The following is a 20,497-nucleotide window of genomic DNA, read 5'->3' on the forward strand; positions in this document are numbered from 1 at the left end:
ATACTGGGGGATTTCTACATAAATTTCTGATGATATGCTCCCACATAATAGAGTGCCGTATATGCCGGCACTCTGAGTGGTATAGAAGCAAAACAACTTTTATATAATTAAGAACAAACCATAAAAATAGTAACTGCAATACCACTATTCAGCATGTTTGTCGTGCTAACTTGTACTGATACAAGATCACCGGGAGATACGGAAACTGAACCGGTTCCTGTTGCGAAACAAGTTGGATTGGCAGCATCAAAGGTTAATGTGGCAATAACATTTGAAGGAGTAGCGGTAGCACCACAATTATTACTTGTAAAGACAGTTGCGGTAACTACCTGACCATTCATTAGAGTGTTATTTTTTGTATTTAAGGCTATATTTGTAATAGTTGCATTTCGGGGGATAACTACACAATTGTCTGTAAAAAGGTTAGAGGCGGTACCCAAACCAACGAATTCTGAAAGGGTAATGGTATCAATTGTAGCAAAGTATATAGCTGAAACGGCAAGGCCCTGAGCACCTTGAGCACCTACTGCACCCTGATCACCCTGGTTACCCTGGGGACCTTGGGGACCTACTGCACCTTGATCACCTTGGTTGCCCTGGGGACCTTGGGGGCCTACTGCACCTTGATCGCCTTGGTTACCCTGAGGACCTTGAGCACCTACTGCACCCTGATCACCCTGGTTACCCTGAGGGCCTTGCGGGCCTACGGGACCCTGATCACCTTGGTTGCCCTGGGGACCTTGGGGGCCTACTGCACCTTGATCGCCTTGGTTACCCTGAGGACCTTGAGCACCTACTGCACCCTGATCACCCTGGTTACCCTGAGGGCCTTGCGGGCCTACGGGACCCTGATCACCTTGGTTGCCCTGGGGACCTTGGGGGCCTACTGCACCTTGATCGCCTTGGTTACCCTGAGGACCTTGAGCACCTACTGCACCCTGATCACCCTGGTTACCCTGAGGACCTTGCGGGCCTACAGTACCCTGGACACCTTGATCACCTTGGTTGCCCTGGGGACCTTGGGGACCTACTGCACCCTGATCACCCTGGTTGCCCTGAGGACCTTGCGGGCCTACAGTACCCTGGACACCTTGATCACCCTGGTTACCCTGAGGACCTTGAGCACCTACTGCACCCTGATCACCCTGGTTACCCTGAGGACCTTGCGGGCCTACGGGACCCTGATCACCTTGGTTACCCTGAGGACCTTGCGGGCCTACTGCACCCTGATCACCCTGGTTACCCTGAGGACCTTGCGGGCCTACAGTACCCTGGACACCTTGATCACCCTGAGGGCCTTGAGGACCTTGTTCACCTTGAGGTCCCTGAGGGCCTCCGGCTGGTCCAGTGGCACCAGTGGCACCAGTAGCACCAGTGGCACCGGTAGCACCAGTGGCACCGGTAGCACCAGTGGCGCCAGTAGCACCAGTAGCACCAGTGGCGCCGGTAGCACCAGTAGCACCAGTGGCGCCTGTAGCACCGGTAGCCCCATAACAGCATCTTGGATGGCAGTGTTTATCATGTTCAAAGTGATCATTCCATGGTGGGCACGGTCTATCCGATCGTTCTGGACGGCTTGGTATGGGGTTATAATTACTGTAATCATCAGACCATGTTGTACAACGATCACTTATTCTCTCATTATCTCTGTTATAATCTGGATATCTAGACATGTTATTTCTCCTTTCATTAGTATAATAAAAAACCATAGGTCAATACTATAATATGAAAATACTGGGATACTTGTGTATAAAGTTGCTGTAAAAAAGTCCTGATGGATGGAAATGTAATAAATTGTTTTTTAATGCAAAAATAAGTAAAATTTAATCAATAAAAATATTGTACGTTATGAAGCTTACAGGCATAGTATGTTTAATATAAGAGAGTTTACAGTGGTTTTACGGAGGATTTAGAAAATATGAGCTGGTTGGAGGAATTGTGCTTCAAAGGAAATATAAAGATTGAATACTTGAAGGATAAAGTAATGGGTAAGCCCCAAGGAAAGCATATAATAAAGGTTCATGAGGTTTTTAAAACCTGTCCCTATGAAGTAGCAGATGCTGTTATTAAATATTATTCAGATCCTGATAAGAATAAAGAAGAAATTAGGATAATATTAGATTTTTTAAAGGAAATATGTTCACAAAATAATACTTCTGATAAAAATAATAATTTGGACACAGAAAAAGAAGAAGAAAAGATACAGCAGGAAGAACATTTGGAAGAAGAGAAAACTAAAGAAGAGGAAATTGAAGAAGTAAATATAGCCAGTATCGATATTGAGAGCGTTGCTGAAGATAAAGAAGTTAGCTTTGACGACCAAGTAATAAAACTACAGGGAAGCAATGTTGTGGAGTTGAAAATTATGGTTACACCTCCTTCTTACATAAGTAAAGGAGGTGAAGATAATGGGATACAAATTAAAGAGAATAGATCTTGATGGACGCAATAGAGTATACCCAAATGAAGAAAAGGACTTGGAAATTGTATTGGAAAAAGAATATAGGTCAGCAATTCACGGAGTTGTATTACTTCCAAATGGAAGGCCTGTAGAAGATGCATTGGTAAAACTCTTTGTAAAAAACCGTCATAATGACTGTGAATTAATACCGGTTACATTTACTTTTACAGATGAATGTGGCCAATTTTTATTCGGTGTAGAGCCATTTAAGGAGTATGTACTAAAGGTATTCTTCTACAGACCGGAGAGACCAGTACGAAAGCACGATGAAGAAGAACATGATGAGAGATAATAATAGTAGCATTTTATAACAGCAAATTTTATTATAGAAAGCTCAGAGCTACGGTTCTGAGCTTTTAGTGTATAAGTCTTAAAGGCATATAGATTGAAGTTATGGTTAAAATATTAGATATGAATGCTAAAGATTAGGGGCAATTACTATGAATCAATGTATTATATGACTGGGAACAGGCTAAGTTTTTAAAAAGAGATTACCAAAGTGATGGGTTCAAAATGCCAGATAATAAGTGTATTGGAGATAATCATATGTGTATTGTGTCTACCTTTGAACATTCAAAGTATCTTGAATTAGCAATTACTGCAATAGAGATGAAGGGAATAAAATAGGGAGTTATATACCCCCTACTTTAACTGTTATCAGGTTCATCTTCAACTTTTACATCACTTTCTTGGTCTTCAAAGTCATCTCCAATGTAAGGGGATAAGGCCTTTCTTAACTGGCTTAAAAGGGGTTCACCGGGAGCATTATTTTCCTTATATTCTTCCCTCTCAGGTACCTCACCTTCCTCTTTAGCAGTAGTTTCTTCCATAGGTTCCTCTTCTTCGGGGGCATCTAAGGTTGTTATGTTAAGAAAATCTATATTTAGCATATAAAATACATAACTATAAATCTTTCGTCCTTCTACCAGCTCAAAGCAGGCGTCTGCTACATACAGATCAATACCCTTTAGTTTTTCTACACCTTCGGGAAGTTCAATAAAAGTATTATATGGGAGCTCAAGTTCCAATTGGATGTTTCTTTTGGAATGACCTAAGGGTACGTAAGATAACTTGAGTTTTTTCACTCCATCCACAATGACAATAGTACCAGTAGGAGCTTTAATTATTCTCTGATCTTTTATTTCAACCTGTATTCCTACGTGGGTCACTTCCTTTGCTTTAGGTTTGCTGCCCGGAATAAATATATAGTCTATATCTGAATGCTGGAGTAACTCTCCTTTAATCTCTTTTGGAAGTTTACTTTCCGGTGTGATCCCTGTTACACTTATAAAATTACGTAACACTACTAACAACCTCGTTATAAGTACTTCTCATTATATATATTAATTAAAATTCCATATTATTCATAAACTTGAACTTATTAGCTGAAGGTTGCATATTTTATAGTGTGGATTACTTATGACGAGTCAGAGAAAGTATTTGGGGGGATTGGAATGACTGTACCAATGCTGAGATATGTAGCTGTTACTAAAAGTGAGGAAGATAGGCCGGATAAGAGAAGGATCACGGTGAACGTTAAGGATTGGAATGGACGACCTGCACGGGAAGCAGAAGTGAATTTATATGAGGTCAGAGAAAATCAGAAGCTAAAAACATTAGCAATTGGGTATACAAATAGGGAAGGAGAAGTTTCCTTTAATGGATTAGCTAAAAACAAAAGCTATACTTTGAAGATTTATTACAGAGGAGTCAAGTCTGAGAAGATAATTGGTGAAGAAATGAAGCCTGTAATTAAGGAATTTGATGAATATGAGCAGGATACTCAAGAAGAAGAGGAAGAATAGAAGACTATTACAATATACCGGGAGTGCTTATTGAAAATACTAAGAGCCCCCGGCTTTTTCATGGATTTATTTAAAGAAGTCAGCTTGTCAAGGGCTGCAACGGCCTTACTGGCTCTATCTACCACATTTTGCGCATTGTCCACAAAAGGGGGTTTAGCTGTCCATTAACATCAAAGGTTCATTGTTAATTATATGATGGCTAGCATGCCTTTTAGAATATGTATAGAATTATCTACGGCTATAGGCACAAATTTTTCAAAGTCCATATGTGCTCCCGTATTTGCATTATCTGAAATGGAACGTATTACAACAAAGGGGACGGAATTTAAGTAGCATACATGGGCTATGCTTCCACCTTCCATTTCGCAGGCCATGGCATCAAATTCCGACTTCAACCAGCGTACCTTTTCTACATCTGCAATAAATTGATCACCGGAGACGATTCTGCCAACAAAGCTATTGTGTTTTTTTATGTTACCGCATGCTTGTTTAGCAGCCTCAATCATAGAGGAATCGCATTTAAAGTCAAAGGTATCCATCCTTGGAATTTGACCAACCTTGTCTCCAAAGGCTGTAGTATCCATATCATGCTGCACTAAATTTGAGGCTATAACCACGTCACCGGGAACGATATCTTCACCAATTCCGCCGGCAACACCTACATTTATAACCCTATCAACCTTAAAATCATCCACTAAGATCTGAGCACAAACCGCAGCATTAACCTTGCCGATACCGCAGGTTACTACCACAACATCTCTATTCCATAGCTTTCCGGCGAAGAAGTCCATTTTTGCTTTAGACATCTTACTTTCTATTTTCATTTCATCCTTAAGTTTTCTAACTTCCTCATCCATAGCACCGATTATTCCTATTATCATAAAAAAACCTACCTCCAGTAGTTTAGCTTTTAATACTAAATTATATAGTAGCATAATAACTAGTTAAGTCAAGTTTTCTATAGAGGAAGCCTCCTTAATTGGCAATTGACAATGGACAATTAAGGAGGCTTTTTTTCAACTACATTACGAAAAGCTGACATTAGATTTATTGAATCAATATCTCCAGCCCATCCCAATCGTATATGTCAAACTCCTTGATAGACCGTATTATCTCCTTCTTTGCCATAGCCTTAAAGCCATGTTTATTATACAGCTTTCCAAGATGAAGAAGGACAGACTTATCGCTGATTAGGTTTAGCAATTCTAAGGCCATCTCAAATTCGTCAAAACGCTTATTTATCAGGAGTATCTCCAAGATTTCAAAGATTATTGGTGTATATTGCTTTTCATTTTCATCCTCTGACAGTATTTGGGCAGGCTTTTTCATGTAGAGATTTACTAATTGGGTATAAACCAACAGCATCCACTTGTCATTGGTTGATAGGGCATTATTATCAAAACTGTTTATAAGATCTATGGCTTTATCATACTTTTCAGTTATCAATAAACTTAATAGCCTATACATGGAATTGTGAACATAAAGGTTGCTATCTTCTTTTATGGTGTTGTTATTGATGCAGTCTTCATGCAGGAGGGCTTTTGCCAGGGCCTTTGTTTTTAAAAACCTGATGTCCTCCGGAGTATACCCGGCGTCTTCACACTTTCTGATATATTCCAGGGCTGTATCATAGCAGCCTTCAGCATAGAATAAATTTGCAATAGCAGCATCCGATGCGGAATTGTTGTTGAAGAAGCTCTCTAAAACTTTTTTGAAGCTATCCATAGGTGTATTTTCTTCCTTAAGGATATGGGCTATAGGGTTTAAAGCTGCTATGAAGTTTGGATTAAACTTGATGGCTTTTACGAAGTATTCAAAAGCTGTAGCATAATCCTTGAGCTTCAAATAGATATTGCCCAATTCATAAGCGGCTTTAAAGGTTCCGGTACCATATAAAAATTTCAGTTCTGCAGGGGCTTCTCCCAGCTCCAGGCATTTTTTCAGAGCTTTTATAGCCAGAGTATAGCGCCTTAAGCCGGTGTATATGATGGCCTTAAAAAAGTATAAGTCCGTAAAACGCGGATAATATTTAAGTCCAATATCTGCAAATTGTAAAGCCCTATCATATTGGCCTATATTGTGATTTGCCAATAGTATTCTTATGATAAGAATAAAGCCATAGCCCACAGAAGGGTTGAAGTCCTCATAGGATTTATAATAATGCTCCAAAGCTTTCGACATATTCCCTAAAGCAAAGTATTCATTACCTATATTGAAGTGAGCGTATTTGTTATTAGGATCTTCTTTTAATTGATCTTCCAGCAGGGAGATATTCCTTTTTCTCTTATCCTTCTCCTTAATGGTGGTATCTAAATAACCATAATGATAAATTCTTATGGGATATTTTACGTCCTTAATCTTGTTTTTAGTATTGATCAGCTGATTGTGGACAGTGCCTGCATAAGTATAGTCAAAGTTGTTTTTGAACAGCCTGGGATTTAGATTTATGCTTATATTATTAATATCCGGAAAGCTACCGCAATAATTCAGGGTTTCAAAAAAGTATAGATTATTCTCATCCAAAGATTTATTGACTAATTCCTTAAAGAGGTCCTTATCTTCACTGCAAAATTCATCGTCGGCATCCAGTATTAAGATCCAATCCTTAGTGGCATACTTTAATGATTCATTTCTAGCTGCACTAAAGCTGTTTGTCCACTGATAATGGTAAACTTTTGCCCCAAAACTTTTGGCAATTTCTACGGTTCTGTCTGTAGACCCGGTATCAACAATAATTATTTCATCTACAAGATCAGTGATACTGTTAAGACATCTGGCCAGATTATTTTCTTCATTTTTCACTATCATGCAAAGACTTATTTCATTGCTCATAATAACACCGTCCTATTCATAAGATTAGGAGTTCTTTGCAGGAACTCCTAATGATTTTGTTAATATCTTCCGTTAAAGACTATAACAACGGTTTGACTTGTAGTAGTTTCATTGGAAACCTGTGCTGTTATATATCTCATGTAGTAATCATTGGTTATAACCTTTGGATTTTCATTTATGGTAGCAGTCTCATTGATTAGTACACGAGGATATAAGGTTATATTGTCGCTTGGGGTTACCGCTAATTGTACCCTTATCTCCTGCCTGTTTGCCGGGGCAGTTATATTTCTTAGATACCAAGAGGTGTCTTGATGCTTGGATACATCTATCAGAGATACATAGGTTGAACTGTTACCGGCAACTGCAACTGTAAAGGTAGTAGAGGTAAAGGTTCTATCTGCTAAGTTTACGTTCACAGTACCAACGATACTATTTAAGGTACCCAGGTTAACTACAGTATTTAATGTGCCAAGGTTGGTTACGTTGTTTACGGTACCAACAGTACTCAAGGTACCAACATTAACTACTGTGTTTAAGGTACCAAGATTAGTTACATTGTTTAAAGTACCAACAGTACTCAAGGTACCAACATTAACTACTGTGTTCAAGGTACCAAGATTGGTTACATTGTTCAAAGTGCCAACAGTATTTAATGTGCCAAGATTAACTACATAATTAACGGTTCCCAGGCTGCTTATAGTACCGACACTAACCTGTAATTCACCGTCAGTATTGACCTTAATGGGCTGAAAATCAGTACCGTCATAACCATATACAGCGGTCTTTAGTTGCTCAGCAGAATGCTGGAATACTATACTATTTGCCAAAGTTGATCACTCCTTAATCATTAGAAATGAAAAAAGATTTATCCATTCAGTACATTATATGCAGAAATAAATCGAAGAGTGTTTACAGATTAGAAAATAAAATAAATACATGGTCGTATTTATAACACACTGTGCCTTTAGCAACATAGAATATATAAGGGGGATTTAATATAAACTAATTGGCAGAGGTAGGGTCTGTATGCTTACAAAAAAGAACATTATATATACAGGAGATGCGGGGAAACAGTTTAAGGAAAGTTCCTACAAGGTTACCACTTCGGCAAATTACTGTAATTCTAAAGAAGTAAACACGTCACAGTATTCCATAATCACTTTTTTTGCCGTGAACGAAGGGGGAGACTGTGCTACAGTGAAGCTCCAAATAAGTCCAAATAACTCTCTATATATAGATGATGGAGAGCAGGTTGCTATAAAACCCGGTGAAATGAAGGCTTTTGTTCCCATGATATTTGCAAAGTATACCCGGTTATGTTATAAATCATCGGGAAGTAACAGTACTATTTTGAAAATTATAGTACAAGGATGGGTATGACCATGCTATTCAAGTGACTACCTTGAAAAGCATGGTCACATTAATAAAAGGCTTTTTTTATGGAAACATAGATCGTTAACTTTGAAGGTTCTCCAGACTTAACGGATTTATAGGCAGCTCTTACATAGGCCATATGTCCTGAAGTGGTTAATACAGCATTATCTCCCGGAGCAAATTCAGTAATTGACATGTAAGTGGGAAAATCATCAATCCAGTTTACACCGTCTGGGCTGATTTGTAACTTTACATAGGCACTATTGCATGTGCATTTATTTTGTATTCCAAAGGTCCCAACTCCTCCTCCCAGAGGAAGACTTTTGGTAAAGCTCCAAGTATCGGAACTAGTAACCACTTCCGGCGGATATTGGATGATATTGGCATCCGGTGAATAATCCACAAGCAGTGCCGGATGGAGTAAACAATCCATAGAGTAATTGCTAAGGAAACCTACCAATGAATAGCAAGATTCCAACCCTGTAAGAACTAATCCGTAGTCAGAAACTTTTCTTTTATGCCAATCAGTTACCAATTCTGTTATGTCCCAATATATAAATGTGTTCAACTGATCAGATATGCTTATAACTGCTGACGGAGTCTGCTGGAAATCAGGTTGATTTGAGTAATTTACTCTGTTTTCATTAAAAGGAGCCAGCAGGTTATGCAGTGATGCTATTTTTTTAGTGGTAGGAGCAGCGTTCCTGTATAAATATAACTTTAGAAAGGAGCTGTTAATCCTTGCGGAGCTTGGGATAGATTTTATGTCGAATTTTAATAAGCACCTGCAGATGCTGTTGTGCACGGGGCTTTTTCCGATAAATAGAACCGGTGATTTACCATAGCATCTTTTAGGGTATAGCCTGGATATAAAAGTATTTTGTATTGCCGGCAACGATAAGACAGCCATAATACACACCTCATATTACAAAAGAATAAAATAAGCGCTTTCTCCTATGCTTAAATGTTAATAGACACTATATAATATTCAGAAAATAAAATAATGGTGTCAGATACCTGGAGTAGGTCAGAAATTTGCATTTGGATATCTATAGTTCTTGAAATAAAATTATATTGATGATATTGTTTATACATGAATATTGCAAAGAGAATGGGATGATTATACTTTGGTACTATCATCATATATAGATGCATATTTTATTTATAAAACTAAATGGAGGGAATGAGATGGAAAAAATAACTAGCTTTACTATTAACCATTTAGAGCTGTTGCCTGGGATTTATGTATCCCGTAAAGATAATATCAATGACGCTGTTATTACCACATTTGACATAAGAATGACAAGACCTAATTATGAACCAGTTATGAATACTGCTGAAATACATGCCATAGAGCACCTGGGAGCTACATTTCTGAGAAACCACAGTGACTTTGGCGGCAAAATAGTTTACTTTGGACCTATGGGATGTCGAACCGGTTTTTATCTGCTTCTGGGTGCAGACTATGAGTCCAGGGAAGTGGTGGGTTTAATAAGAGAAATGTTTGAGTTCATTGCAGGCTATGAGGGCGAAATACCAGGGGCTTCCCCAAGGGACTGTGGAAACTACTTAGACATGAACCTGCCAATGGCAAAATATCTGGCTAAGAAGTTTTTGAATGAGGTATTAGATAACCTTAGTGAAAAGAACCTTAATTATCCTAAATAGTAGATAGAAAATATACTACGACAGATCTTAAAAAACTTATTGATGAAAAAGGAGAGATAGAATGGCCCAGCATTCACTGTCAAGAACTGAGTTATTGATAGGTAAAGAAGCATTAGAAAAACTAAGAAACAGCAAGGTTGTTGTGTTTGGAATAGGCGGAGTAGGAAGCTTTGCAGTGGAAGCATTGGCAAGGTCCGGCGTTGGCAAGTTGGTTCTCATAGATGACGATACCCTGTGTCTCACTAACATAAACAGGCAGATACATGCAACTATGAAGACTATAAGCAAGAGCAAGGTAGAGGTAATGAAGGAAAGAGTACTTCTGATAAATCCAAAGTGTGAAGTAACCACCTTCGAAACCTTTGTGACCGAAGACAATATCAGTGACATAATTACTGAAGATACGGATTATGTAATTGATGCCATTGATACAGTAACATCTAAGATTGCACTGATAGTATGGTGTAAGCAACACAATATCAGGATTATAAGCTGTATGGGTACAGGAAACAAGCTTGACCCTACCCAATTCAAAGTGGCAGACATATATAAGACTAAGGTATGTCCTTTAGCCAAGGTCATGAGATATGAACTCAGAAAAAGAGGAATAGAAAATTTAAAGGTTTTATACTCAGAAGAGGTTCCAAGAAAACCCAAGGAAGAAGAGGTTGTAACCTGCAAAACCGGCTGTATTTGCACCGGGGGTACAAAAAAATGTACAATCCGAAGACAAATTCCGGGAAGCATATCCTTCGTTCCGCCTGTAGCAGGAATGATAATTGGCGGAGAAGTGATTAAAGACATAATCGGGATCAATTAATAATTAGTAATTAGTAATGAGCAATTATGGTGGAAATTCAGCATTCAGGGCTGAATTTCCTTAATTTCGTTAAGGTATTGGTAGAGGGAAGGGTATACGTTCAACTGAGACATCAAGCTTACGTACTCATCCATGGCTGCTTGGTTTTCTTTACCGGTTTTGATGGCTCTGATCATCAGGTTCTTTGGTGTTTCCAAAGGAGATATATATTCTACAACGGATACATCATAGCCCTTAGCTTCTAACATCAGGGCTCTCATACCATCTGTAAGTACATCTGCCATTCTGGCCTTAAGTATGCCGTGCTTTAGTATTCCCTTAAAAGGTTCGTAGGAGTACTGAGTTAAAAGTTCTCTCTGGCAGCAAGGTACCGCTATGATCACATCGGAGTTTATCCTTACACCGAAGGCCAAAGCCATATCTGTGGCGGTATTGCAGGCGTGGAGAGATATGACAACGTGTATCTTTTTATTTGTTATGAAGTCCTTAATATCCATGGCGTGGAATTCCATGTTTCTGTAACCGAGATTTTCAGCCATCTTCTTGGAGGCTGCTATTACTCCTGAAGAATAATCAAGGCCTATAAAGTGGCACTTTTTCTTTTTTATTTCTGTAAGGTAATAATTTAAAACAAAAGTGAGATAAGACTTTCCGCAACCGCAATCTATGATGTTTATTGTTTCATTAGCAGGGAGCTTATCCAGAATACCCTCCAGCAATTCCACATAATGATCTATTTGATTATACTTTCTTATTTTATCGTTCTTAATTTTACCTTCCTTGCTCATTATGCCGATTTCCTTTAACAGGGCATCGGCCTTACCCGGTTTTATGTAATAGTCCCTGTTTAAAAGTGTAGAGGTTTCGCTTATATGAGTGTCAGCTTTCCTGGGCTCATCCAGATCCTCATCCTTAACCTCCGTTGTGGTCATCTTAACATTTTTATTATCACCGGAAATAAGAAGGTCCGTACCCCTCTCTCTGTAAAGTATTGATATGGAATCATATTGCTCACAATTTTCAGCTAGCTTATTACAGAGTGAGTTCATATCAATGAGCTCAGTTTTGCCGCCAAAGTTGAAACGTATTTTACCACCATCGAAGTGACCGGCACCCTTAAATTCCTTTAAGCCGGCTGTGTAAGTCACATATATGCCCTTGAAAATCGCACTGTTTTCACTAAATCTGCTATCCAAACCCATGAGGAAAAGCTTAATTTTATTTATGCTTTGTTTATTCATATAAACACGTACCTTTCTGAAAAATATATTTCTATATAATCATAATTAGCAATTTTTATCAATATATACGTTTTTGCTTGAATATAATTCTCAATAGTTATATCATTTTATTTAGATTATTTTAATTGAGTCTTAACTGCATGGGAGAGAAGCAATATGGTACAAAAGCTAGTAACCGTTGAAAACGTAACTGGAAGAGAAGGGGAATATATAATAAAGGATCATAATGGAATCACCGCCGGAAGATTCTTTTTAATAGATTATCAGGCAAAGAACAGAAGCTGTATTTTCAGGGTTAATTACTACGATGCAGGCAATTACGATGTTCTGAGAGAGGCCCTTCAAATCCTTTTAAGAAAAATATTTTCATCTACCAATGCTTTTAAAGTAAATATACTCATAAGTGAAGAAGCTAATATAAGACCCTTCACGGATTTAGGGTTTATGCTTGAGGGGGTCCTGGAGGAGAGCATTATTTCAAATGGTTATTATAAGAATGAGCTGCTATTTGGAATTAATGCGGAGGAGTTTGAGAACAACCAAAGGACAAATGTATTAAGGCTCAAGGGAAACAATATCGAACTGAAGATTCTCACTCCTGAAGATGCAGAAGATATGACAGATTACTATATAAGAAACAAAACCTATCTCCAAGATTTTGAACCTGCCAGAGAGGAAACCTTCTATACTACGGAGGTTCAAAAAAGAATATTAATGGAGAGCTATAAGCAGTATTTAAACGGCATAGCTTTAAGTTTTGGAATTTATAAGGACAATAAACTCATTGGTAAGATTCAATTGAGCAACATTGTAATGGGCATATTTAGAAACGGTATTGTGGGCTATTCTATAGATAAGGACTTTCAAGGAAAAGGCTATATGAAAGAAGCCTTGAAGCTGGTTTTAGGATATGCTTTTAATGAAATGGACTTACACAGAATAGAGGCATCTACACTGGTAGATAATATAAAATCTCAAAGAGTACTGCTGTCTTGTGGCTTTAAGGAAGTGGGCATAAATAAAGAGTATTTATTTATTAACGGAGCATGGAGAGATCATAAGACTTTTTATATAATTAATAATTAGTAATGAGTATTTAGTAATTGTGGAGGATTTTTCTCAGCTGTGCTACGAAAAATCTTCAATTTTATATTTTAATTTAGTCAATTGGCGCTAACGCTTAGGCAAAATAATTTATAGAAATTCAGTTCCGCTTAATTTCATCCTAAATTACTCATTGCTAATTACTCATTACTCATTACTCATTACTCATTACTCATTGATTACCATACACTTACTTTATATGAGACAATGGTTCAGTGGCATAATTTACCTATAAGTTTTCTATTGACTCTGTTACGACTTCATGTTATTATAATCAAGTCGCTTCGGTAAAGCATTAAATGAAACGACAAAAAATAAAAGAAGTATGTTGACACGATAAACAAAACGTGTTAATATATAAAAGCTGTCAGACGACAGCGAAATAATAACAAGTTGGTCTTTGAAAATTGAACAGAGATAAAGATAATTCTTTTACAAGAATAAATCATGGTCAGCGATTTCTTTGACAGACGAAAGTCTGAAAAACAAATTTAGCGATAAGCTAGAGTTCAAACTTTTAAATTGAGAGTTTGATCCTGGCTCAGGACGAACGCTGGCGGCGTGCCTAACACATGCAAGTCGAGCGGGGGACTTCGGTCCCCAGCGGCGGACGGGTGAGTAACACGTGGGTAACCTGCCTCATAGAGGGGGATAGCCTCCCGAAAGGGAGATTAATACCGCATAATAAGCAGCCATCGCATGATGGCAACTTTAAAGGAGCAATCCGCTATGAGATGGGCCCGCGGCGCATTAGCTAGTTGGTGAGGTAACGGCTCACCAAGGCCACGATGCGTAGCCGACCTGAGAGGGTGATCGGCCACATTGGAACTGAGACACGGTCCAGACTCCTACGGGAGGCAGCAGTGGGGAATATTGCACAATGGGCGAAAGCCTGATGCAGCAACGCCGCGTGGAGGATGAAGGCCTTCGGGTTGTAAACTCTTGTCTTCTGGGACGATAATGACGGTACCAGAGGAGGAAGCCACGGCTAACTACGTGCCAGCAGCCGCGGTAATACGTAGGTGGCGAGCGTTGTCCGGATTTACTGGGCGTAAAGGATGCGTAGGCGGATATTTAAGTGAGATGTGAAATACCCGGGCTTAACTTGGGTGCTGCATTTCAAACTGGATATCTAGAGTGCGGGAGAGGAAAGTGGAATTCCTAGTGTAGCGGTGAAATGCGTAGAGATTAGGAAGAACACCAGTGGCGAAGGCGACTTTCTGGACCGTAACTGACGCTGAGGCATGAAAGCGTGGGGAGCAAACAGGATTAGATACCCTGGTAGTCCACGCCGTAAACGATGAATACTAGGTGTAGGAGGGTCCAACCTTCTGTGCCGCCGTTAACACATTAAGTATTCCGCCTGGGGAGTACGGTCGCAAGATTAAAACTCAAAGGAATTGACGGGGGCCCGCACAAGCAGCGGAGCATGTGGTTTAATTCGAAGCAACGCGAAGAACCTTACCTAGACTTGACATCTCCTGAATTACCGGTAATGCGGGAAGCCCTTCGGGGCAGGAAGACAGGTGGTGCATGGTTGTCGTCAGCTCGTGTCGTGAGATGTTGGGTTAAGTCCCGCAACGAGCGCAACCCTTATTGTTAGTTGCTACCATTAAGTTGAGCACTCTAGCAAGACTGCCGGGGTTAACTCGGAGGAAGGTGGGGATGACGTCAAATCATCATGCCCCTTATGTCTAGGGCTACACACGTGCTACAATGGCGAGTACAACGAGAGGCAAAGCCGCGAGGCGGAGCAAAACTATAAAACTCGTCCCAGTTCGGATTGCAGGCTGAAACTCGCCTGCATGAAGCCGGAGTTGCTAGTAATCGCGAATCAGCATGTCGCGGTGAATACGTTCCCGGGCCTTGTACACACCGCCCGTCACACCATGAGAGTTGGCAATACCCGAAGTCCGTAGTCTAACCGCAAGGAGGACGCGGCCGAAGGTAGGGTCAGCGATTGGGGTGAAGTCGTAACAAGGTAGCCGTAGGAGAACCTGCGGCTGGATCACCTCCTTTCTATGGAGAACCTGCTCTAAAGATATCCAAGAGATACTTAGAGCGCAGGTCTGACCAATCTCTGTTCAATTTTGAAAGACTAACGTCTTTCAAGTGGAAGAAATTACAGGTTGACGCCAACGCGTCAGCGGTGTAAAATAGTATTCCGTTGTTCTTTGAAAATTGCACATAAGAAATTAAGCAGATATCCAACTACAGCTAATAATTTAAACATGCCTGAAAACCCGTTGAAGATTCGGGATTTTCAAACAAGTTTAAATTAAGTTTCCGTAGGATATCTGGAGTAAAGCTAAGAATAATATCAATTATTGTTCTTTATAACAAAGTTGTTTAGCTGAATGGACTCGCCATTCACTGACAACGAGTCTCAGGAGAAGCAAGCAATGCTAGGCGCCTAGGAGTGAGGACCGGAGTTGGCTGGATAGGCCAATGAGGACCGGAGCGACGACGGCAACAACGCAGTGCGCCGCTTATCGTGAGACGAGTAAGGTCAAGTTATAAAGGGCGCATGGTGAATGCCTTGGCATCAGGAGCCGAAGAAGGACGTGATAAGCTGCGATAAGCTTCGGGTAGGCGCAAATAGCCTGTGATCCGGAGATCTCCGAATGAGGAAACTCACATGGGTAACCCCATGTATCCTTAAGTGAATCCATAGCTTAAGGAAGGTAAACCCAGGGAACTGAAACATCTAAGTACCTGGAGGAAGAGAAAGAAAAATCGATTCCGTCAGTAGCGGCGAGCGAAAGCGGAAGAGCCCAAACCAGAAACTTGTTTCTGGGGTTGCGGACAGATCATAACTCACTGAGATGGTTAACTGAATATTTCTGGAAAGTTAAGCCGCAGAGTGTAACAGCCACGTAAGTGAAAGCTGTCAAAGTGAAGATCTGATCCAGAGTACCACGAGACACGTGAAACCTTGTGGGAAGCAGGGAGGACCACCTCCCAAGGCTAAATACTACCTGATGACCGATAGCGAAGAAGTACCGTGAGGGAAAGGTGAAAAGAACCCCGGGAGGGGAGTGAAATAGAACCTGAAACCGTGTGCCTACAACCGGTCAGAGCACTATATTCTGGGCGGGACTCACCTTTAGGTGTGTCCCCCGTCCTTAATCTGTGTGATGACGTGCTTTTTGTAGAACGATCCAGCGAGTTACGGCATGTAGCAAGGTTAAGTACTTAAGGTACGGAGCCGAAGGGAAACCGAGTCTGAACAGGGCGGATAGTTGCATGCTGTAGACCCGAAACCGGGTGACCTATCCATGGACAGGGTGAAGCGGAAGTAAAATTCCGTGGAGGCCCGAACCACGTTGGTGTTGAAAAACCATGGGATGAGCTGTGGATAGCGGAGAAATTCCAATCGAACTCGGAGATAGCTGGTTCTCCTCGAAATAGCTTTAGGGCTAGCGTCGGATAATTGAGTAATGGAGGTAGAGCACTGAATGGGCTAGGGGGCATTGCGCTTACTGAACCCTATCAAACTCCGAATGCCATATACTTGTATACCGGCAGTCAGACTGCGAGTGATAAGATCCGTAGTCAAAAGGGAAAAAGCCCAGACCGTCAGCTAAGGTCCCTAAGTGTAAGTTAAGTGGAAAAGGATGTGGGATTTCTAAGACAACTAGGATGTTGGCTTAGAAGCAGCCACTCATTTAAAGAGTGCGTAATAGCTCACTAGTCGAGAGATCCTGCGCCGAAGATGTCCGGGGCTCAAACTTACCACCGAAGCTACGGGTTGACGCTTGCGCGTCAGCGGTAGAGGAGCATCCTGTACGGGCTGAAGTCATACCGAAAGGAGTGGTGGACTGTACAGGAGAGAGAATGCTGGAATAAGTAGCGAGAAAAGAGTGAGAATCTCTTTGGTCGAAAACCTAAGGTTTCCTGGGGAAGGCTCGTCCTCCCAGGGTTAGTCGGGACCTAAGCCGAGGCCGAGAGGCGTAGGCGATGGACAATCGGTTGATATTCCGATACCACTATGACGCGTTATTACCGATGGGGTGACGCAGGAGGATAGGATGTGCCCACTATTGGATGTGGGTCTAAGCATCTAGGCAGAACAGATAGGCAAATCCGTCTGTTCAATGCTGAGGTGTGATGGGGAGCGAAATTTAGTAGCGAAGTATCTGATTCCACGCTGCCAAGAAAAGCCTCTAGGGAGTGAAGTAGTGCCCGTACCGCAAACCGACACAGGTAGGTGAGGAGAGAATCCTAAGACCAGCGGAAGAATTGCAGTTAAGGAACTCGGCAAATTGACCCCGTAACTTCGGGAGAAGGGGTGCCTACGCGAGTAGGCCGCAGAGAATAGGCCCAAGCAACTGTTTAGCAAAAACACAGGTCTCTGCTAAAGCGTAAGCTGATGTATAGGGGCTGACGCCTGCCCGGTGCTGGAAGGTTAAGGGGATTGCTTAGCGCAAGCGAAGGCATGAACTTAAGCCCCAGTAAACGGCGGCCGTAACTATAACGGTCCTAAGGTAGCGAAATTCCTTGTCGGGTAAGTTCCGACCCGCACGAATGGCGTAATGATTTGGGCACTGTCTCAACTGCAAATCCGGCGAAATTGTAGTGCAAGTGAAGATGCTTGCTACCCGCGATTGGACGGAAAGACCCCGTAGAGCTTTACTGTAGCTTAGCATTGAGTTTCGGTATTATCTGTACAGGATAGGTGGGAGACTTGGAAGCAAGGGCGTCAGCCTTTGTGGAGTCAACCTTGGGATACCACCCTGATGATACTGAGATTCTAACCGGACACCATGAAGCTGGTGACGGGACATTGTTAGGTGGGCAGTTTGACTGGGGCGGTCGCCTCCTAAAAAGTAACGGAGGCGCTCAAAGGTTCCCTCAGAACGGTTGGAAATCGTTCGTAGAGTGTAAAGGCAGAAGGGAGCCTGACTGCGACACCCACAAGTGGAGCAGGGACGAAAGTCGGACTTAGTGATCCGGTGGTACCTCGTGGGAGGGCCATCGCTCAACGGATAAAAGCTACCTCGGGGATAACAGGCTGATCTCCCCCAAGAGTCCACATCGACGGGGAGGTTTGGCACCTCGATGTCGGCTCGTCGCATCCTGGGGCTGAAGTAGGTCCCAAGGGTTGGGCTGTTCGCCCATTAAAGCGGCACGCGAGCTGGGTTCAGAACGTCGTGAGACAGTTCGGTCCCTATCCGTCGCGGGCGTAGGAAATTTGAGAGGAGCTGTCCTTAGTACGAGAGGACCGGGATGGACTGACCTCTGGTGTACCAGTTGTTCTGCCAGGAGCACCGCTGGGTAGCTATGTCGGGACGGGATAAACGCTGAAAGCATCTAAGCGTGAAGCCCACCTCAAGATAAGATTTCCCATGACGTAAGTCAGTAAGACCCCTTGAAGAACACAAGGTTGATAGGCTAGAGGTGTAAGCACAGTAATGTGTGCAGCTGACTAGTACTAATAGGTCGAGGACTTGACCTAAAACACATTCTTATGTGCAATTTTCAGAGAACAAACTTCTCTGATATCTGGTGATGATAGCGTGAGGGTTACACCCGTTCCCATTCCGAACACGATGGTTAAGACTCACAGCGCCGATGGTACTGCTCGGGAGACTGAGTGGAAGAGTAGGACGTTGCCAGGTTACGAAAAGCATCAAGCGTAGGCTTGATGCTTTTTTGCTCTATAGGAAATTATGTATTTAAGAAATTGTGGATAACTTCGATTATTTAAGTGTATCTGTATTTATCTAGGTGATTGCTATGAATAAGATAACCATAAAAATGATTCTGGAACATAAATGGTATGAATTCAAAGATAAGTTATCATATAGATTGCCTAAAGATATGCGAGAGCATATCTTTAATGTCGTTGAAAAATCTCTTCATTGTGGAGAAATTAATAAAGGTTACGCTGAGTACATGTGTTTCAATTGTGGAGAGAGTATTAAAGCAGGGTTCACTTGTAAAAGTAAGTTCTGTGTGAAATGTGGAAGGCTATACACGCTGAAATGGGTAGAAAAGCAGCAAGAGAATATGCTAAATGTAGTACATAGACATAGCGTATTTACTATACCTGAGGAACTTAGAAATTATTTTTATAAAAGAAGAGAGATGCTTAAAGACCTGATGGACGGAGTCTATCAAGTAATTGACTATTGGTACAAAAAACATAAGGGCAAGAGTTATGAGGTGGGTGTAATAGCGGTAATTCATACTTTTGGACGAGACTTAAAATGGAATCCTCATGTGCATGCACTTGTTACGGAAGGGGCTATTAACAATAAATATAGCTGGTGGAAGCCGGTAGAATATATACCATATGAATACCTAAGGAAGTCTTGGCAAAAAATTGTTTTAGATATCATAAAGAAATATTTTAAGGATTATAAAACTAGAAAATTAATTAGTACCTTGTACAGGGTATATAAAGATGGTTTTTATGTTAATGCAGACAGAGCCCTTACAGATATGAAAAAAGCCACTAAATACATAGGGAGATATCTTGCAAGAGCTGCGATAGCAGAGTATAGAATTGAAAGCTATGATGGTGAGAATGTAACCTTTTGGTACGAAGACCATGATACCGGTGAACATATAAAAGTTACATTGGATGTATTAACGTTCATTGGAAAGCTGGTACAACAAATTCATAAAAAAGGCTTTAAGTGCGTTAGAAGGTATGGTCTATATTCAAGGAAGAAAAATGCTTTGGCTAAAGAAATAATACACTTGTATAAGTTTGTTAAACAGTTAAAGATTTCAGATATTCTAAATAGAAAAAAGAAACAAGAAAAAAAGAGGTGGAAGCAGAGAATAATAGAGACTTTTGATAGAAATCCATTAGAATGCAGAAAGTGTAAAAAAGAAATGGAATTATGGAAAATCTGGCATGATGACTATGGTTTGATATATGATATAAGGGAATCAACCTATAAGGAGGATAAACCAGATGGATCCAATAGACGAATATTATTACGAACTCAATCCAATAGAGAAAGAAATTGTGTACAAATATCAATGCTGCAAGTGCTGTTTCGAAGAGTGGGCCCCAGCCTTTGTGGTAGATGAGATTGCATACATGGATGAGATTCTTGAGGAAGACTCTAAATGTGAAGATTTGGGAATGCCTATTTTGGTATGCCCTCGTTGTAATGCAGACTTTTATTTTACCGGTGACATTGAAAAGCAATAGAGTGGCGTTAGCCACTCTATT

General features: G+C 40.9%; 18 protein-coding genes and 3 rRNA genes. 14 read left to right on the top strand and 7 right to left on the bottom strand.

Annotated features, from left to right (window positions below):
- Positions 1-107: 107 nt before the first annotated feature.
- Positions 108-341 (bottom strand): hypothetical protein, encoded by a 234-nt coding sequence (locus FHY60_RS18170; protein ID WP_243122302.1) that lies wholly within the window; start codon positions 339-341, stop codon positions 108-110.
- 1,015 nt (positions 342-1,356) lie between these two features.
- Between FHY60_RS18170 and FHY60_RS18175 the strand changes: the two genes are divergently transcribed.
- From FHY60_RS18175 to FHY60_RS00835, 3 genes are all read left to right on the top strand, one after another.
- On the top strand, positions 1,357-1,494 hold the full coding sequence (locus FHY60_RS18175) for a hypothetical protein (protein ID WP_243122303.1): 138 nt from the start codon (positions 1,357-1,359) through the stop codon (positions 1,492-1,494).
- 424 nt (positions 1,495-1,918) lie between these two features.
- Entirely contained in the window at positions 1,919-2,440 is a 522-nt protein-coding gene (locus tag FHY60_RS17665) for a hypothetical protein (protein ID WP_163216091.1), read from the top strand.
- Entirely contained in the window at positions 2,409-2,753 is a 345-nt protein-coding gene (locus FHY60_RS00835) for a hypothetical protein (RefSeq protein WP_139902258.1), read from the top strand. The genes FHY60_RS17665 and FHY60_RS00835 overlap by 32 nt, the downstream gene beginning before the upstream one ends.
- A gap of 355 nt (positions 2,754-3,108) precedes the next feature.
- Here FHY60_RS00835 and FHY60_RS00840 read toward each other — a convergent pair whose 3' ends face one another.
- Positions 3,109-3,765, bottom strand: coding sequence for a hypothetical protein (locus FHY60_RS00840; RefSeq protein WP_139902260.1), 657 nt, complete (start codon positions 3,763-3,765; stop codon positions 3,109-3,111).
- Positions 3,766-3,915: 150 nt separating this feature from the next.
- On the opposite strand from FHY60_RS00840, the gene FHY60_RS00845 reads away from it, so the two are divergent.
- Positions 3,916-4,266, top strand: coding sequence for a hypothetical protein (locus FHY60_RS00845; protein WP_139902262.1), 351 nt, complete (start codon positions 3,916-3,918; stop codon positions 4,264-4,266).
- 30 nt (positions 4,267-4,296) lie between these two features.
- Positions 4,297-4,434, top strand: a complete 138-nt coding sequence (locus FHY60_RS17670) for a hypothetical protein (protein WP_163216088.1) — start codon at positions 4,297-4,299, stop codon at positions 4,432-4,434.
- 20 nt (positions 4,435-4,454) lie between these two features.
- Here FHY60_RS17670 and FHY60_RS00850 read toward each other — a convergent pair whose 3' ends face one another.
- From FHY60_RS00850 to FHY60_RS00860, 3 genes are all read right to left on the bottom strand, one after another.
- Positions 4,455-5,147, bottom strand: coding sequence for a 5'-methylthioadenosine/adenosylhomocysteine nucleosidase (locus FHY60_RS00850; RefSeq protein WP_139902264.1), 693 nt, complete (start codon positions 5,145-5,147; stop codon positions 4,455-4,457).
- Between the two features lie 166 nt (positions 5,148-5,313).
- Positions 5,314-7,098, bottom strand: a complete 1,785-nt coding sequence (locus FHY60_RS00855; protein WP_139902266.1) for a tetratricopeptide repeat-containing glycosyltransferase family 2 protein — start codon at positions 7,096-7,098, stop codon at positions 5,314-5,316.
- Between the two features lie 59 nt (positions 7,099-7,157).
- The gene (locus FHY60_RS00860) at positions 7,158-7,925 is read right to left on the bottom strand and encodes a hypothetical protein (RefSeq protein ID WP_139902267.1); all 768 of its coding nucleotides are present in this window, start codon (positions 7,923-7,925) and stop codon (positions 7,158-7,160) included.
- 199 nt (positions 7,926-8,124) lie between these two features.
- Here FHY60_RS00860 and FHY60_RS00865 point away from each other — a divergent pair, with 199 nt between their 5' ends.
- A complete protein-coding gene (locus FHY60_RS00865; RefSeq protein ID WP_139902269.1) occupies positions 8,125-8,478 on the top strand; it encodes a DUF6385 domain-containing protein in 354 nt (117 codons plus the stop codon).
- A 40-nt stretch (positions 8,479-8,518) separates the two neighbouring features.
- On the opposite strand, the gene FHY60_RS00870 is transcribed toward FHY60_RS00865, so the two are convergent.
- A complete protein-coding gene (locus tag FHY60_RS00870; protein WP_139902271.1) occupies positions 8,519-9,382 on the bottom strand; it encodes a DNRLRE domain-containing protein in 864 nt (287 codons plus the stop codon).
- Positions 9,383-9,660: 278 nt separating this feature from the next.
- Between FHY60_RS00870 and FHY60_RS00875 the strand changes: the two genes are divergently transcribed.
- Both FHY60_RS00875 and FHY60_RS00880 read left to right on the top strand, forming a co-directional pair.
- Positions 9,661-10,140 (top strand): S-ribosylhomocysteine lyase, encoded by a 480-nt coding sequence (locus FHY60_RS00875; protein WP_139902273.1) that lies wholly within the window; start codon positions 9,661-9,663, stop codon positions 10,138-10,140.
- Positions 10,141-10,201: 61 nt separating this feature from the next.
- Positions 10,202-10,960 (top strand): tRNA threonylcarbamoyladenosine dehydratase, encoded by a 759-nt coding sequence (locus FHY60_RS00880; protein ID WP_139902275.1) that lies wholly within the window; start codon positions 10,202-10,204, stop codon positions 10,958-10,960.
- A gap of 44 nt (positions 10,961-11,004) precedes the next feature.
- Here the strand turns inward: FHY60_RS00880 and FHY60_RS00885 are convergent, their stop codons facing one another.
- On the bottom strand, positions 11,005-12,201 hold the full coding sequence (locus FHY60_RS00885) for a class I SAM-dependent methyltransferase (protein WP_139902276.1): 1,197 nt from the start codon (positions 12,199-12,201) through the stop codon (positions 11,005-11,007).
- 156 nt (positions 12,202-12,357) lie between these two features.
- Between FHY60_RS00885 and FHY60_RS00890 the strand changes: the two genes are divergently transcribed.
- The 6 genes from FHY60_RS00890 (at position 12,358) to FHY60_RS18390 (ending at position 20,476) form a co-directional block, all read left to right on the top strand.
- Positions 12,358-13,287, top strand: a complete 930-nt coding sequence (locus FHY60_RS00890) for a GNAT family N-acetyltransferase (RefSeq protein ID WP_139902278.1) — start codon at positions 12,358-12,360, stop codon at positions 13,285-13,287.
- Positions 13,288-13,823: 536 nt separating this feature from the next.
- Positions 13,824-15,324, top strand: a 16S ribosomal RNA gene (locus FHY60_RS00895).
- A 488-nt stretch (positions 15,325-15,812) separates the two neighbouring features.
- Positions 15,813-18,763 (top strand): 23S ribosomal RNA (locus tag FHY60_RS00900).
- 46 nt (positions 18,764-18,809) lie between these two features.
- A 5S ribosomal RNA gene (gene rrf / locus FHY60_RS00905) occupies positions 18,810-18,926 on the top strand.
- The 16S, 23S and 5S rRNA genes sit together here, the layout of an rRNA operon.
- A 118-nt stretch (positions 18,927-19,044) precedes the next feature.
- Positions 19,045-20,352, top strand: coding sequence for an IS91 family transposase (locus FHY60_RS00910; RefSeq protein WP_139902280.1), 1,308 nt, complete (start codon positions 19,045-19,047; stop codon positions 20,350-20,352).
- Positions 20,342-20,476 (top strand): hypothetical protein, encoded by a 135-nt coding sequence (locus FHY60_RS18390; RefSeq protein WP_279230385.1) that lies wholly within the window; start codon positions 20,342-20,344, stop codon positions 20,474-20,476. Before FHY60_RS00910 ends, FHY60_RS18390 begins: the two co-directional genes overlap by 11 nt.
- The last annotated feature ends 21 nt before the right edge of the window (positions 20,477-20,497 follow it).

The sequence above is a fragment of the Clostridium thermarum genome (assembly GCF_006351925.1).
Taxonomy (GTDB): Bacteria; Bacillota; Clostridia; order Clostridiales; family Clostridiaceae; genus Clostridium_AU; species Clostridium_AU thermarum.